Annotated in this window: 17 protein-coding genes and 1 tRNA gene; 16 read left to right on the plus strand and 2 right to left on the minus strand. The window is 37.2% G+C overall.

All coding sequences use genetic code 11. The features are described 5' to 3' along the window. Positions 1 to 52: 52 nt before the first annotated feature. The 15 genes from ACYVD3_RS02175 to ACYVD3_RS02245 all read left to right on the plus strand — a co-directional run bounded on the left by ACYVD3_RS02175 (position 53) and on the right by ACYVD3_RS02245 (position 14,753). Positions 53 to 1,378, plus strand: coding sequence for a phage portal protein (locus ACYVD3_RS02175; protein WP_460640865.1), 1,326 nt, complete (start codon positions 53 to 55; stop codon positions 1,376 to 1,378). 962 nt (positions 1,379 to 2,340) lie between these two features. Beyond that, positions 2,341 to 3,669, plus strand: coding sequence for a restriction endonuclease (locus tag ACYVD3_RS02180; RefSeq protein ID WP_460640866.1), 1,329 nt, complete (start codon positions 2,341 to 2,343; stop codon positions 3,667 to 3,669). A gap of 72 nt (positions 3,670 to 3,741) precedes the next feature. Further along, entirely contained in the window at positions 3,742 to 4,083 is a 342-nt protein-coding gene (locus tag ACYVD3_RS02185) for a hypothetical protein (RefSeq protein ID WP_460640867.1), read from the plus strand. Between the two features lie 273 nt (positions 4,084 to 4,356). Next, positions 4,357 to 4,427, plus strand: a tRNA-Gly gene (locus ACYVD3_RS02190). 298 nt (positions 4,428 to 4,725) lie between these two features. After that, a complete protein-coding gene (locus ACYVD3_RS02195) occupies positions 4,726 to 5,394 on the plus strand; it encodes a DUF6088 family protein (RefSeq protein ID WP_460640868.1) in 669 nt (222 codons plus the stop codon). Continuing rightward, positions 5,375 to 6,346, plus strand: a complete 972-nt coding sequence (locus ACYVD3_RS02200) for a nucleotidyl transferase AbiEii/AbiGii toxin family protein (RefSeq protein ID WP_460640869.1) — start codon at positions 5,375 to 5,377, stop codon at positions 6,344 to 6,346. Before ACYVD3_RS02195 ends, ACYVD3_RS02200 begins: the two co-directional genes overlap by 20 nt. 201 nt (positions 6,347 to 6,547) lie before the next feature. Continuing rightward, positions 6,548 to 7,492: a pentapeptide repeat-containing protein gene (locus ACYVD3_RS02205; protein ID WP_460640870.1), complete on the plus strand. Its 945-nt coding sequence runs from the start codon at positions 6,548 to 6,550 to the stop codon at positions 7,490 to 7,492. A 319-nt stretch (positions 7,493 to 7,811) separates the two neighbouring features. Next, positions 7,812 to 8,162, plus strand: coding sequence for a VOC family protein (locus tag ACYVD3_RS02210; RefSeq protein ID WP_460640871.1), 351 nt, complete (start codon positions 7,812 to 7,814; stop codon positions 8,160 to 8,162). A 158-nt stretch (positions 8,163 to 8,320) separates the two neighbouring features. Then, positions 8,321 to 8,803: a GNAT family N-acetyltransferase gene (locus ACYVD3_RS02215; RefSeq protein WP_460640872.1), complete on the plus strand. Its 483-nt coding sequence runs from the start codon at positions 8,321 to 8,323 to the stop codon at positions 8,801 to 8,803. Between the two features lie 461 nt (positions 8,804 to 9,264). Continuing rightward, positions 9,265 to 9,993 carry a hypothetical protein gene (locus ACYVD3_RS02220; RefSeq protein WP_460640873.1) on the plus strand — a complete coding sequence of 243 codons (729 nt, stop codon included), beginning with the start codon at positions 9,265 to 9,267 and terminating at the stop codon, positions 9,991 to 9,993. A 146-nt stretch (positions 9,994 to 10,139) separates the two neighbouring features. Then, positions 10,140 to 10,577, plus strand: a complete 438-nt coding sequence (locus tag ACYVD3_RS02225) for a DUF7674 family protein (RefSeq protein ID WP_460640874.1) — start codon at positions 10,140 to 10,142, stop codon at positions 10,575 to 10,577. Between the two features lie 455 nt (positions 10,578 to 11,032). Next, the gene (locus ACYVD3_RS02230; RefSeq protein WP_460640875.1) at positions 11,033 to 11,653 is read left to right on the plus strand and encodes a hypothetical protein; all 621 of its coding nucleotides are present in this window, start codon (positions 11,033 to 11,035) and stop codon (positions 11,651 to 11,653) included. Positions 11,654 to 12,099: 446 nt separating this feature from the next. Beyond that, positions 12,100 to 12,588: a hypothetical protein gene (locus ACYVD3_RS02235; RefSeq protein WP_460640876.1), complete on the plus strand. Its 489-nt coding sequence runs from the start codon at positions 12,100 to 12,102 to the stop codon at positions 12,586 to 12,588. Between the two features lie 388 nt (positions 12,589 to 12,976). Then, positions 12,977 to 14,080: a DUF4037 domain-containing protein gene (locus ACYVD3_RS02240; RefSeq protein WP_460640877.1), complete on the plus strand. Its 1,104-nt coding sequence runs from the start codon at positions 12,977 to 12,979 to the stop codon at positions 14,078 to 14,080. 157 nt (positions 14,081 to 14,237) lie between these two features. Continuing rightward, a complete protein-coding gene (locus ACYVD3_RS02245; protein WP_460640878.1) occupies positions 14,238 to 14,753 on the plus strand; it encodes a GNAT family N-acetyltransferase in 516 nt (171 codons plus the stop codon). A 183-nt stretch (positions 14,754 to 14,936) separates the two neighbouring features. Here ACYVD3_RS02245 and ACYVD3_RS02250 read toward each other — a convergent pair whose 3' ends face one another. Together ACYVD3_RS02250 and ACYVD3_RS02255 are read right to left on the minus strand one after the other, a co-directional pair. Beyond that, complete coding sequence (locus tag ACYVD3_RS02250; protein WP_460640879.1) at positions 14,937 to 15,488, minus strand: DUF4865 family protein; 552 nt, start codon at positions 15,486 to 15,488, stop codon at positions 14,937 to 14,939. 406 nt (positions 15,489 to 15,894) lie between these two features. Continuing rightward, on the minus strand, positions 15,895 to 16,077 hold the full coding sequence (locus tag ACYVD3_RS02255) for a DUF4368 domain-containing protein (RefSeq protein WP_460640880.1): 183 nt from the start codon (positions 16,075 to 16,077) through the stop codon (positions 15,895 to 15,897). Positions 16,078 to 16,097: 20 nt separating this feature from the next. On the opposite strand from ACYVD3_RS02255, the gene ACYVD3_RS02260 reads away from it, so the two are divergent. Further along, positions 16,098 to 16,421 (plus strand): YciI family protein, encoded by a 324-nt coding sequence (locus ACYVD3_RS02260; protein WP_460640881.1) that lies wholly within the window; start codon positions 16,098 to 16,100, stop codon positions 16,419 to 16,421. The last annotated feature ends 12 nt before the right edge of the window (positions 16,422 to 16,433 follow it).

A 16,433-nucleotide genomic window follows, 5' to 3' on the forward strand; every position in this document is an offset into this window, starting at 1 on the left:
GTGCCATTATGGGGCAAATACATGCTTATATTATCAAAGAAAAGGAGCAAAGATGAGTATAGATTATTACATTCAAAAACAGTATAATGAAAATAAAATGTGGTTCATGGAAGAGATAAATCAGGGGAATCATGCAGCCAGAATTGCAGAAGTTATTGCCAATAGAGATTATCTTGCAGGACGGCATAAAGTGTTGGGACGTGAGGACAGCCAGTATAAAGGGAAAAAGTTGGTTACACGTAAGACAATACTGAATTATGCTAAGACAGTAATTCGTTTTCACAATACTTTTCTACTGGGAAATCCGGTAGCGTTATCGTCTAAAGATGTTGAAACCGTAAAGACATTTACCGACATTTATAAGTTGGGACAGTATGAGACGGTGGATTATGAGATCATTGACAGGGTGAATAAGTTTGGTGACGCATATGAGGTTGTATATGTAAATAATGGACTGATTAAGAGCAAGGTGCTTGATAGTGCATGTTGTTATCCTGTATATGATGATATGGGAGAATACATTACGTTCATAGAGCATTGGACTGATGTATATACCAGTATCAGTTATTGGAACGTATACTATCCAAATTACGTTGAAATGTGGAGCAATGAGGGTGGAGATGAACATTTAGTATCTACGACTATGAGTATTGGTCTGCCGATTCATTACCATAATTTCAGTGATATGGATTACAATTTTGGTATTAGTTTGCTTACGGATATTAAGCCCATTATGGACGAATTGGAAGATATCATAAGTAAACTGGGAGACGCTATCTATATCAATACACTTAATCCTATGCCTGTTGCCATTGGTCAGAGGATAGAGAGTAGTATACCTGCTGATGCTACTGGATATGTGCTAAACTTGGACAATGGGGATTTCAAGATTGTTAATTGTAATATTGATTACAGTACAGTTAAGTTATATCTTGATAACCTGAAACAGATGCTTAATGATATCAGTTGTATTCCTAGTATCTTAGGTAGTAGCCAAGAGATTGCAAATATATCTGAAACTTCTATGAAGATTCTTTATGCTATGGCGACTGTAAACAGTGATGAGACACAGAAATGGTTGAATACTGGATTTAGACAAAGGTTTGAAAAGTTCCAGAGGATATTAAATATGCAAGGCATTAGTGTGGAAAATAATGTTGATGTTATTTATAACGTGTCTATGCCTGTTGCTAGTACAGAAATGATTGCTAACTTGAAAGCGTTACGGGAGATGGGTGCTATAAGCATTGAGAGCATTATGGAAAAGAGTGATATTGTCAGTGATGTAGACGTTGAAAAGAAGAGGTTAAACGGTGAGAATGTGAGTGCTGAAGGTGGAGCGAATCCTTCAAAGGATACGGATAATCCTAGTGAATAGGTAGGGATTGGAAAATGAATTGTGGATAACTATGTGGATAACTTTTAAATAATTGTGGATAACTTTTAGAGTGAAGATACTTTAGCGTGGTAAAGTGGAAATAGGAGCATAAAATACACGCTCTTCTGTACGCTTTATCATACTAAAGTGATATAAACATACTAATTTACTAGGAATACAATGCAATACTCTAATGTGATGAAGTGAAATGCATACAATATCTTGTGTCAAGTAATATTTTTACATACAATATATAGCGCGAAGGGAATTGAACGAATACAACACACAATAATATGAATTGCTCACGATATTACACACAATTCACATGCGCCATTCTGTATCTGGCAAAATATCATGCTATAATACTGTACTATTACGGTGTGTTCTATGTGATGATCTCATCACTACGTTGTCATTAGATTGGTAAACATACATATAACCAACTAATAAACAGATGAAAGCGTAATTTCATGGGTAAATATTCGTAGGACTTCTAATCTTACGAACGTTTTAGGGATAAAATCGGCTTATTTGGGGTGATTTTAGACCATATATGAGGTGACAGAGCGTAGAAATGCGCCCAGTAAATGTGTTGTGCAATATGTATAGGAGTTATGGTTGATAATATTCGGCGTTTTGCATAAAAATATAATGATGTATGGGTGCGTAGTTGTGCAATATTTAGTTGAGGTATGTGTACACAACATGGTGAATTGTGCGTGAAACTAGTGCAATTACTACAACTATGCCTGGTGTATCGTGGCACAAGCACAACGGCTCCGAGCGTGTCACTCCCAACTTTTCAAAAAAAATTTCCTTATTATCAATAATCCCCACAGCAAAAAATAAGGGTACTCAAATTTGAATATCCCTACATAAATTTTCTTTTCAATCATATAGTTATGGAAAATACTGGAATATTAGAGTATAATGAAGAAAATACTGATGTGGGGGTAATACTTATGATATTTGAAGAGTTTTCTATTCGAGGAGTAAAGCTTTGGGATTCAGAAAAGGAAGAATTTTCGGATTTTGATATAATGATAAAATTTAATACTAAAAAAATTGCTATGTTTGGTCAAATATTAAATAAAGAATTTTATTCTATAGATATACCAGAAGATTCTTTTGTTAAAACAGAAGTGATTAGTGTAAATGATCCTAATAATTCTATTTTAAAACTTTCTGACTCAACATTACTTTTAATGAGAACAATAGATGCGGAAAAGGTACATAATTATTATGAGAGCTATAAGGAACATTTGGAAGAGGAGGGTCATGAAAAGCAAAAAAGAATAATTGAAATTTCATACAGCATTGAAGGATTGGAAAATATGGCAATCAATTTAATTGAAATGATTGATAAGACCATCTTACTGAATCATGATACCTTTATTTGTTTGCAGCGAATGTATTCCTATGATAAATATAGAGATGTTGATTTTTTAGATGAGAATGCAATAACAAATGAAAATGTGTTGTTAGGTGTATTATCCATAAAACAAGCCATTAATAATATGGTAGAAATAATTCAAGAAGATTACAGTGAGTTTACAGAAGAAGAGTTAAATTTTGCCTGCTGGGAAACTGTTAAAAGAGTTTCAATTAAGTTTTATGCTGATATATGGGAAGAAAAATACGGAAAATTTATTGATAAAAAATTGAAACAAAACGAATTGCAAGAATCAGATGGCACTCTTGATAGATATATAGAAGATATAATTTTATGTAATGAGATAGATAATGAAGATGCTTGGGTCATGTGTACGTTTACTTATTATATGATGGATAGAGGTTATGTTGCAGGTGAGCTATATTATCCACCATATCTTGAAATAGCAGTAAAAGCATTTAGTACATTAAAAAGCAACATGGAGAAGAACCGATTTAAAGAAAAACTTAAAGGAACCGTTGAAAAACAAGAAACACATTATTCGATTGATGATGTTGATTTGATGAATGGAAACGAATTTGAACATTTTATATGTGAATTATATAATAAAATGGGATATTCGTCAGAGGTCACAAAGCAATCAGGAGATCAAGGTTTAGATGTGATCGCAGAAAAAAACAACAAGAGAATAGGTATTCAAGCAAAATGTTATTCAAATACTGTTGGAAATTCAGCGGTACAAGAAGCGGTTGCTGGAAAATGTTTTTATAATTGTGACAAAGTAGTAGTTATTACAAATAATTATTTTACACCTGCTGCTATTGAGTTGGCACAATCTAATGATGTTATTTTGTGGAACAGAGATATTTTAAAAGAAAAAATTAGAGAATTAATGTAGAACACAAAAGGATTGCTCATAAAACAGCAGTCCTTTTTCATACCCATTCACGCACTAAGAGAGGAGAACACAATGCAAATATTAGATAGATTAAAAATGGAATTATCCAATCAGCAATATTTTACAGATGAGCAGTATAGTCAGTTTCTCACGGAGAATGAGTTGTCACCAACGGACAACTATGATAAGACGACCATGCAGAAACAATTGTTACTTACCGTATTAGATGTATTAGAAGCCGTTGCCAATGATATAGACCTGATGAGTTCCATAAGCACAGAGTTTAGTAATATTGGTCAGGCATACCAGTTTATAGAGATGAGAATATCCCAGGTTAAGGATAAGATTGCTGCTATTCCGTTACCAGATGAGGATTATAGTTGCTTTTCATTAATGTATACGAGGGAAAGATAATTGTGTAAATAGTTGCATAATTTATTTTATTTAGGGGTTGACTTTTCTTTTTTTACATGGTAATATAAAACACGTTCGTAACGTAAATCCTACGAACAAAACTCGAAAGAGTTATACGAATTATTTTATTTGCCTAGGAACAATCGGAGTTTACGAGGTCTGCTTTCTCAGTTGGTAGAGCAGAGGACTGAAAATCCTCGTGTCGCTGGTTCGATTCCGGCTTTGGGCATTGTGCTTTTCAAGGCACTTTCGAAATGCATTCCGAAATTCCTTGCGGGTGTGGTTCAATGGTAGAACATCAGCCTTCCAAGCTGGATACGTGGGTTCGATTCCCATCACCCGCTTCAAAAACAAAAGGTAATATAGATTTATTGGTCTCAAAGCCAGTAAATCCGCACCTTTCAAGGGCTTTCACTTTAAAAAGTGGAAGCCTTTTTTTCGTAGATTTATTAGGGTAAAAGCTTCACTCTGACGGGACTTAAACCTGCAAGTAAAAGCATTCAGAAGTGGCGCCCTGTTTGTATTTACAGGAAAATGGACGTCATAAACAGATTGACTTCCAAAGTATAAAGTGATATTATAATGGCAATAATACTAATGAAATATTTAGATCATAATATCACTTTACCAGGAGGTGAACACATGGAACCGATCGGATATGGCGAACACATTGCGAATACCGTTAAAAATATGCCTTACGAGGCGGCAATCCAGACCGAGGACATTGCGGAGCGGCTGGCGGAAACCTTTGCGTTGCCCTACGATCAGGCCAAAGCCCTGACTAATGTAAAGCTGAAGCGGCTGGCGGACAAAGGAGAAATTGAAAGGCTCCAAAAGGGCGTTTACTGTCAGGTAAAACAAACCGTATTTGGGAAAGTTGCGCCCAGCATTGACCAGGTGATGAAAAAGACGCTGACGGAACAGAACGGTGAGAAAATAGGCTATGAGTCCGGAGCATTCCTGCTGAACAGACTGGGACTGACGACCTTGATTCCCCGTGACATGGAAATTACCACAAACCGTTATGGCGCAAAGCTGCCGAAAGGCTGCCGCATCAGGTTGAGGAAGCCGGCCGCGACTGTAACGGACGACAACTGGAAATACCTCCAGTTTATCGACCTGATAAGCGAGCTGCCCCAGGCGCATATTGATGCGGAAAAGCCGGAGCTTCTATTGGCACGATACGCAAAAACGCAGGAACTGAACGGTCTCACATTGATCTTTACAGCCCGCAGGTTTTTCCCGGCAAAAGTCTTACCGCTGCTTATTGACCTGCTCATGGAGGTGAACAATGAACTTACATCAGGATAAGGATGCGTTTGAAGGCCTGCTCTCGGACGTCAGCCGCAGAGCAGATATCCGAAGCGACATCGTGGAAAAGGATTATTATCTGACCCTGCTTCTATGGGAACTGTCCAAAAAACAGGATACCCTTCCCGCATACTTCAAGGGCGGCACCGCCCTGTATAAAGCAATCGGCCGTATGAAACGCTTTTCTGAAGATATTGATCTTACGGTTGAAATACATGACTGTTCAAAAAGTCAAGGGAAAAAGCGCCTGGAAACGGCGGCAAACGGCTACTGCACTCTTTCAAGGACAACGGATAAGGCCAGGGAAAGCAACCAAAAGGGCAGCATCTCTAGCGTATATGAATATACTCCTGTGACCGATGTTGACGCTGCCGATGCCCTGCAACGGTTCGGTTATGTGAAGGTGGAGGCAACCTCCTTCACCATCAGCGAACCGGTGGAAGCCCTTGAAATCTCGCCGCTGCTTTATTCGGAAGCAAGCGCAGAACAGAGCCGAATCCTCGAGTTAAATTATGGAATCAAGCCGTTTTCCATCCACACCATCAAGCTGGAGCGGATTTTTGCTGACAAAATACTGGCCGCGGAATTTTATTACCAGCGGCGTATGCTGTTTGATACCGCAAAACATCTTTATGACCTTGCCACAATGATGGATCAGGAAAGGATACACTCCCTGCTCTCATCACCGGAAGAACTGGCAGCAATGCTCGCCTATAAGCGTGAAGAAGAAAGAGAACGGATCGGAAGCGATCTGTCGGAAAAGCCGTTTTCTGAATTTACCCTGTTTGATGCGGTTGGCATTGATTCTGAGCTGTCTGCGTCCTTTTCAAAAATGCAGGAGATTTATGTGTTTTCACAAAGCGATATCCTTTCACCGGCACAATTGTCTGCAAGCATGGCGACCTTGAACCGGGTTCTGCTCGAACTGGATGAAGGTCTTGAAAAGACGTAAAAAATCGCAGGCAAGGCAGCCCAAGTTGTAACTGAAAATAAGGGTGACTATGTTGTTACAAATGGATTAGAATAAAGTAAAGGAGAAGAAGCCGTGACAAGTGATAACTATATCAAACTCTTAAAAAGCGGATCTGATAAATGGAATCAATAGCGTGATGAAAATCCACAGACTACGCCAATACTGCGTAAAGTAGATTTCATGGAATGCTTTACAGACAAAAATGATTTTTATTCTGTTCCGAGTTTTTCATGTGTCAATTTCTCTGATGTAGACTTACATATGTCATCATTAAGAAACGGTGAGTATTGTGAGTGCAGCTTTGACGGTGCGAAGATTACATTTGCAGATTTAGTTGATACTCATTTTGAGTCCTGCACATTTAGGAATGTCAATATGCGAGTAACAGCTATAGGTTCAGCGACCTTTACTAATTGCGTTTTTGAAGATGCGGACTTATCTTACTGTTCTTCAAAAGATACCTCTTTTGAGGGATCAGAGTTTATAAATACAAAGTTAGAACATATTAATTTTGTTTCGAGCAACTTCAAAAATGCCAAACTGATAAACTGTTCTGTTTATGGTATTTCATCTTGGGATTTAGACTTGAAAGACTCGGTACAGAAAAACTTAGTTATTACAAAGGAAGATCAACCGGTAATTACTGTTGACAACATTGAGCTGGCTCAATTTATATATTTAATGATAAACAATTCCCGGCTTAGGAATATAATTGATACGATTACTTCAAAAGTTGTTTTAGTACTCGGAAATTTCTCTCCGCAGCGCAAAGCTGTTTTGGATGAAATCAGAGAAAGGCTTCGGCAACATGACTTTGTCCCCGTCATGTTTGATTTTGAAAAACCGACATCACGCAATTTGACTGAAACAGTTTTCACGCTCTCCAATATGTCAAAATTCGTAATTGCAGATTTAAGCAGTGCCAGAAGTATTGGACACGAACTCTCCGCAATTGTACCACGGCTACCCTCTGTATTTTTTTATCCGATAATCTTGAAAGACGAAAAAGAATACGGGATGTTTGAAGATTTTAGCAGCTACAGTTGGGTTAAACCGGTTATTGAATATGAAACACAAAATTTAGGAGATAGTTTGCAGATGATATTAGATGACCAGTCCTTTTAACCTACTTAAAAAAATAAAATCTTTTTTGCATGTCTTTTGAGAAAGTGGCTTGGATACTGGATTTGTTATGAATGGTACGATTAAAAAGCAAGACAATTTCCGGATTTTAGACAGAAAAACAAACAAAAAATGGTGATTCTGCGGGTTCAACCCACCTGGCTTGTAGCAAAAAGACATAGCTTCCGTCAAGAGGAAACTATGTCTTTCTTTATACTGTAAATTGGAGTATAATGCATTCAAAGGTTATTCTATCACGCAAGGAATTAAGAGTTTCGAGCAATTTTAAATGCGTAATGCGTATAGTATAGGAGGATATTGAATGAAGGTAGGAGAAGTATGCTTATTGACAAGTGATGTTATTCGATTATCAAATTTTTATAAAATATTGTTTAATATCAATAACGGTAGTGATGATAATACTCATCAATTTATTATATCAGAGGAAACAACACTGACTGTTTACAATGATGGAATAGAGCGGAGAACGAACCCGCATAATATATGTATTGCATTTACGGTTGATAATGTTGATGTTGAATTTGAGAGATTAAAAGTACTTGGTGTTGAGATTGTTGACCCTCCAACCTTTAGACCGTGGGGTGCAAAGAACATGAGTTTTTTAGATCCTGATAATAACTTAATTACTTTTCGGTCTTTCCTTAAACAGTAAGCTTACGGGTATGCTAGGAAGGTGCCAAATTACAATTTTCTTTATAGATGTCTGCTACAATTTGACCAATTATAAAAAATCTTTTTTCCACTAACTTTTTTATGCGATGCTGATACCAAAAATTATTTACTTACTTCTATGCTTGGAGGGAATGGGAATTGTTGATTAGACCAATAAGAAACAATGAAATTATGCTATTAACAGAGTTCCTGTACGAAGCGATTTTCCAAAGGGATACCAGTAACTTAGCATTCAGAACGATTATACAAGACCCTTCGGTTTGGATATATGTTGATGAATTTGGTTCAAAGGCAGATGATCATTGCTTTGTCGCAGAACTTGACGGAAAAATTGTCGGAGCTGTTTGGGTTCGTTGTATTAAAGCATTTGGACATATTGATGATGCTGTTCCGGAGTTTGCCATCTCCGTTTATCCGCAGTATCGTGGAAAAGGAATTGGAACCGAATTGATGAGAAAAATGTTGGAGTATTTAAAAGCTAAAGGCTACGCTCGAACCTCTCTTGCCGTTCAAAAGGATAATTATGCTGTAAAAATGTATCAACAAGTCGGATTTGAAATAAGTGATGAAAATGCGCAAGAATATATTATGATTTGCATGCTTGGCGATTACACAAAATGAGCATGGCCTCACGTGCATCTATTTTGTACTAATGACACAAATGAATTGACCTTCAGGTTTTGAACAGTTCTTATTGGATCGAACAAAATTGAAGGTCATTTTTCTTGCCCGGAAGCTTTATATAACAAGGTTTCCGGGCATTATCAAATAATCTGGGTGTCCAATTCTCGTGACAGATCTATCACCTGAAATACCTTCAGCTCAAAAGGGCCAGCAACACTTCCGATCAGGCGAATGACTGGACAACCTTGTTTACCATCCCCCATCCTAAACATCATTGATAGACTATACAATTTTATTATGGTAAAATCTATATGGCAAAGCATTGTGAGCTTAAACAGTTTGGCTTAAATTCTTGGGATAATGCCAGCCGGTAGAAACTTTAGTGGCGGTTTTAAGGTTCGGCAATAACATGGCGAATTTATTTAATGAGAAACAGCAATCATCAGTAGGAGGTAGTGATGACTTCCAAAGAGAAAAAGGATATTGTTCTGCGTGAAGTTGTAAAACCTGAATTAAAACGCGCGGGGTACCGTGCCAAAGGGAATGCCTATATTTCCATGGGAAATGACTGCTGTATAGCAATCTGTATAAGCAGTTCCCGTTTTAATTCCAATAGTCTGGGATTTAATTTTGGATTTGATATTATTTTTCTGCAAGGAGATTATTCAGAGGAGCGTCTAAAAAACTGGAATGATGGCAGCCGGGATGCAATACGCGAAGATATCCTATTGCCTGATTGCGCTCTTCTTCACCCATACCATAATTCCTTGGGATATAAAATTGATGGGTACAAAGATTATAAGCCCCAGGATATGGATGTGGAGGATATCAAGAACCGTATTGGCGATGATTTGCGCCGATATATATTGCCGCAGCTTGCGGAAATAAAATGTTCTGAAGATTGGGAGCGGAAAAGGCAGGAATGGAATGAACAGACTAATTCAAAAAGGGTTTGCCTGCTGCGTTTTTTCTATAATGCACACAACCATAACCAAATACAGAGCAATGCCCCACATCTTTTAGATATTCGTCAAAAGAATAGGATATCAGCTCAAGAAATTAAAGAAAATTATCCGCTGTATCAGCAAATCAAGGCATTATCTGCATTTCCGAATAAGGACAATTGGGCATTAATTCTTGCTGCTCTGGCGGCGGAGGAAACAAGCGGATCATTGACCATCGGATGATTTTGCGCGGTCAAGATATATATACAAAAGTAAGAATCGGTGGGCGTTGCACATTGGCAAGAGTACTGAGCTCCCCACTTTTGGGAAAATGCGTAGTGGGGCGATAAGGTGCATTAAACAAATACATTCAATGGGGGAAATGCTAAATGACTATTAAATATTTTGCAAAAAACCTGTTACAGTTTTTCCCAGAATACCAAAGAGAATACCAGCTTAATCTAAAGCAGTACGGTGAAATTTTGGGGCATGTATATTTTGCAGAGATCAATCCGGTTCTGTCTGAATTGTTGAAAATCAATCAAGACAAAGACTTGATACGCAAATACATTGATTTTATTGAAGATATGTATAGCGATGGAGATGATGATGTTAAAAATGTTGTTGAGGTAACAATACTTGAATATTTGGGTGACGACGAAACTGTTTTGCGAAATGCATTTACATATTTTTCGGAAGATTTGATGCAAGCATCTAAAGAAATAGAGGCGAGCTGGGGACGGCGTAATATTCGCATTTATCATAAGAGAGGCAAAGCATTAGCCGATTGGGAGTGGCCAGATAAGTATTATCTTCATTCGCAATAGTTTCCAAATGCGCGTTATCGTAATACCATCAGTCACCTATTCCCTAAAAACACTGTTAGAATCAGTGAAAATGACCCCATATAAAATAACCAGTTACTCCAGAAAGATATAGCTTTCGCCAAGAGGAAGCTATATCTTTTTTCATGTATTAAAGTATGGTATAATGGGCTCAAAACAGATACATTTCGACATGGAATTTGTCGCTGACTATACCTGTTTCGGAACTGAATGACATCAAAAACCATTTTCCCTATATGCTTTTTGATGAGATAGAAGAACAGGAACTTAAAAAATATAAAAATCTAATACAGGACTTAGGAGATTGCTTAGAGCTAGAAAAGTATGTGTGGAGAAGCACAAAAGAATAAGTTATATGCGTCTTTCCTGATCCCAATAAGTTGCAGCATAAGTGTAGACAAATTGGGTTTTAGATACAATTTTTGTTGAGGTGGATTATGACTAGAGAAGAACAAAAAGAAATTAGAGAATTGAAAAAATTACTCCCGATTGAACTTCGCAAGCAGAGCAAAGAGTTTGGCTTCCAATTTGCTCACGGATTTTTATATCGGTTTGAGGGTGATTTTCTTTACTATGCCATTCTGGACATTTCTTCAAATCGAAGCTTAACAATGACCACACTTATTAAGCCTTGGATCTTGAACGAACTTTATTGGGAAATCCAACAGATGAATATGGAAGAAATGCGGGCGCAGCCGAAAAGCTTTCATATGAGAGGGGCTTTTACCATCAACGATATTTTTTATCGGAATGATTCCGTTCCATATGACAAAGATAATTTGGGTCAGGCTGTTCATGAGGCGCTTGTCCAGTTCAATGTGAGCATCAAGGAGCACTTGACCAACATCCAGGCTATCACCTGTGATATGGAGGGGTATCGGATTTCTAATCTCACCAAGGCGCTCGCGTTGATTTATAGCCATGACTACGAAAATGCGTTGCACCTGTTGCTCCAAGAAGATCTAGTAAATGATACCTATATCCATGTGAGTGGGAAGGGTAAAACAGCAAAAGATTATGCGGTGGATTTTTGTAGAGTAATACTAAATGATAAGTAATACCAAACTGATACATTTTAGTTTATCAAGCGAATAGCTTATACAACTAAGTTTAAGAACTTTTCCTAAACTCAGTTGTAATTTTTTGAAAAAGAGATCATGTTCCTAATTTGGTGTAATAATTTAGAGCGGCAGGAACCTTGTAAACAACTTACTTACTCGAAATGGAGACTTGATTGTTTATCACAACTCACTAACATTTGTATTAGAGAAACTAAACACAGAGCTGGTAAGTTATATTGCCAAACATGATCCGGTTTTAGGAAATGTTAAATGAAAAATTAAAGAAAGTGGCGAGCAGAATCCTTATGGGCCTTTGCCGAAAAACTACTATGCTATAAAGTCTAACTTTTTGGGGTCACATCAGTTCAAAAATATTCGACTTGTTTTTATTTATATGGTATTATGTAAAGAATTTATTTTCAAAGGTCAAAGGAAGGGAGCATATGTATAAAAGGAAAAACGTCAAGACACTTATTATTTTCATTTTCGTATTATTTTTCATCACCTTAGCAGGTCTCGGTATTTTCACTTTAATAAATCGTGAAAATGAGCAGTTATACCGTGCAGTACGAAGTCATGTGCGCAAACATGGCGAAAGCGCAGTCACTTTAGGCGAGTTAATGGATTTTGATTGGGAGCAGGCTCTATACTTCGAGTATACAAGCCCACGCCCTATTTATGAGGCAATTGGAGTAAATTTTACAGGGACGGATTTGACTATAGGAATCTTATTCGTAAAAGACGGAGAAATCGTTTATTATGAATACTTCCCCCAAAGATCAAGCGGCTGGATAGACCTCTATCCAGTTAGACTCTCTATGCAAAATGTTGGACAGGACATAAGAATTTTTGAGCGGGGTGATGTATTTGAAGTGGGATCAGGTGAGGATTACTTTGGCGGTCGCCTCTACTGGCTGAGGACGCAAGAATAGCTCTGAGATAGATACAAAGTATAAGCGTTTTCTGCGCCCGTGCCATCTGAGCACCATACTTTAAGGCTGCATCTGTTTTGTACTGATGGAACAGAAAAATATAGCTTCCTGCCGCAACCTCGAAAAGCCGTTTTTTCCCTGAAAGGAGTATTGAAGAAAAATGCTGTTAAAAATGGGATAGTAATTGATATGAAGATGTATGCGTTAGTAAAAGAATGAGCTTAATGCAGAAACGGATTACAGGTTCGAGCATCAGTATATTGGAACATAAACGGAAGAATCTTTTTTTACATCTAAAAATGTAGTATAATTAAACAAAACAACGCCGAAACCACTTTTATCTCTGGCGGAAGGCAAATATTGATTGTTTATATTTTGTGAGGTTTGAATGACTGGGAATTTTATAAAAGGATTAGATTTATGCGAACAATTTTTTAATGACATCGCCAAACCTGTCTTGAACAAACATTTTTCGTCAACAACGTATTCGGCAGGGCTTATAGGTTACGGATCTGATGTTCTTGGCTTTGATGACGAAATTTCAACAGACCATATGTGGGGGCCTCGTTTTTATTTATTCCTTAGGGAAAAAGATATCACACTGAAAAATGAAATTCTTGACACCTTCGCAAAAGAATTTCCGTATGAATACAAGGGGTATAGCGTTAATTTTTCAACACCTGGCCTAAATGATGGTGGTATTAGACAACCCGAATTTATATCAAATGGCGTTGTTTCACCCCTTGTTTTTATTCATACAATTAGCGAATATTTAAATACTTACTTAGGTGTTGGTAATTTTGACAATCTTTCGGAGCTTGATTGGCTTACCTTTTCTGAACACCGTTTACTTACTTTGACATCTGGGAAATTATTCTTAGACGGACTTAATATCCATGACTTACTTGAAAAAACCAACTTTTATCCAGAATCAGTTAAACTGTTTCTGATTGCTTCAAATTGGTCGCTAATTGCAGAGGAGCAAGCCTTTGTAAGGCGGTGTTATGACGTTGGAGATGAACTTGGCTCTGTTCTTGCTTGTTCGAGAATTGCGGAACGTTTGATACGGTTGTCATTTTTATATTGCAACCAATATGCCCCCTACAGTAAGTGGTTCGGTAAAGCATTTGGCTTATTACCAATTGACAAAACAATAAAAACAACAATATTTAATGCAGTTACTGCGACGAATATCGAAGATAGAGAAAATAGAATTGTACTTGCTCAGAAGCTTCTTGCGGATTTACACAACAAACTAAAAATAACGGAGTTTGTTAATGTTGACATTGAGAGTTATTATGGTAGAAATATAAAGGTTATCTTTGCAGATAAACTTTTTGATGCAGTCGCAAAAAGATTAAAAGGTACCCCTCTCGCTGGCTACCCTTTTATAGGTACAATGAGTGAAGTTTCCAATTTTGTTACGTTGTCAGATGAGCCGAAATATATTGAAAACATCAAAGCTTTATACATTGGGCATAATCAGAATTAAAAAATCTTTTTCCCACGATTTTTCCAAAAAAGACATAGCATTCCGCCAAGGGGATGTTATGTCTTTCTTTATGAGGAAAAATATGGTATGTTTAGCGTAAATGTTATTGCATCATACAGATTTAAAGATTTATATAACTTACAGGAGGTGATGAACTTTGATTTTAGAAACCCAAAGATTAATATTACGAGCAATGACACAAGCGGATTTTCCGTCGTTATGTAAAATTCTACAGAATGATGACGTCATGTATGCTTATGACGGTACATTTAACGATGCTGAAGTTCAAAGCTGGCTTGACAAGCAGCTTGGAAATTATAAAGAATACGGTTTTGGCCTGTGGGCGGTTGTTTTGAAAGAAACAGGTGTTATGATAGGACAATGCGGGCTGACTATGCAGAATTACGACGGCGGCAAGGTTTTGGAGGTCGGCTATCTCTTTCAAAAAGAATACTGGCACCATGGATATGCAAGTGAGGCGGCAATTGCCTGTAAAGAATACGCTTTTGATAAACTGAACGCTCAAGAGGTGTATTCCATGATCCGGGATACAAATATACCGTCACAAAACGTGGCAAAACGAAATGACATGACTTGTATAGATAAGTTTGTTAAACATTACCGGGGTGTTGATATGCCTCATTTTCTATTCTCTGCTAAGCGGATCGTATAAGCATAGTGGGAAACTGTACTGATTTCAATTTGTTTGCCTATTGATAAATATTTATTTAGTCAAAAAAATGTATGGCATAATTCGCTTTTTATGTTTAATAAAAATAATATGGATAATGACAGTCGGGATGATTTTCATTCCAGCCAAAATTATTACAATAACGCCAGGTGTATAAGCTGCTCATCATGAAATATGATAAACATCATAAATTAGGCAGCCTTTGGCCATTTTCTTTAACATTTCCAAGTCGGTAGTCATATGGTAATGGCATAGTTCCCAAGTAAATGGATTATATGCTGTGATATATGCAGTTGTCCCAATGTCGGCAATCCAACTTGTAAAATTCTCGCTCTCATTCTCGCACATAGCGGAAAAATCCGTATATGGAGGGATAGGAATTTTTTGAATTATTGCATATTGCGGTTCTGAAGTTTTTCTAATTTGCTCATGCAAAACAACCCAGTGGTGAACTTGTGTCCAGCCAAATGATTTAAGTATGTTGTTAAAATAACCGTCTAAAAGAAAATGATTCATTCCACCCTCTTTTTCCCAAAGATAAAATGGGGCGTACTGGTTTTCGTAATTGGCGTGCTTTCCCTTTTCGGCAATCAGATATGCTTTCATTTTAAGGTCAAGAAAACCGTCTGTCTTATTACCATTATCCTGTGTTCGCTTTTTAATAATTTCCATATCATAATCGCTGGGAAGCGATATATTGTATTGCATTGCTATCATTAAAATGCCTCCTTTCGGCAGACCTGGGTTGCTCACGTTATCCAAAAAGTCTGTGCCATAAAAGTTTTCGTTTTGGCACAGAGTATAACCTATAATTCAATCCACTTCTATGATATCAGAATTATAACATACTTTTAGTTTCTGTAAAACAATGAATAATTATAACATGATATTCATTTATGGAGTGTTGTTATTACCGTTGTCTTCAGTCTGAACAAACCCATTTTTGACATTATTAAAAAAACGGGTTTGTTTTTATATACCTTAAAATAGCCTGCTTTGGGCTGTCCTCAGTAAAACAGCATTTGAATGAAGTGTGGCGCAGCGTAAAAGCTACGCCATTTCTTCATATCGGGTTATTCAGTTCGGGAAGAATTCTCACCAAATCATAGCTGATGTGAATATTTTACCTGCGTTTTCCATCGGATTTATCTGGCGCTTCTACAAATACCTTTCTCACCCAATCATTTAAGATGGCAGGTGTCAGTTTCGTTAAATCTGTGTACTGTTTGCACTTGCATATAAACCGTCCCACATCTTTAGTGTGCCGTTCCTGTTTGAATTTCGGACAGTTGTTCCATAGCTGCATACACCCGCCCTGCTTGACGTTTGGCGGAACTAGATATCTTTGTTAATTTACTGCTATATGTTAGAATTGCTTACAAAGCTGGGGATAAAGAAGAAACACAGCAGGACGCTCTTGATTGTATGGAATATTTACAGAGCATTGCCCAAGAACGCTATTTTTTAGCAGGTATATTTGGAAATATGGAGATGAAGGACATGAATGGAGCAATGATACTCTTTGAAGCCAAAGATTTTGAGGAAGCTCAAAGAATTGCTAATAACGACCCCCTCATTGAAAGAGGATTTTACAGATGTGAGGTATACCAGTGGAACTTAATGTTCTTATCAGAAAGCGCCAATAAATAAGTATATTACTTG

The organism is Lacrimispora brassicae (genome assembly GCF_054772055.1).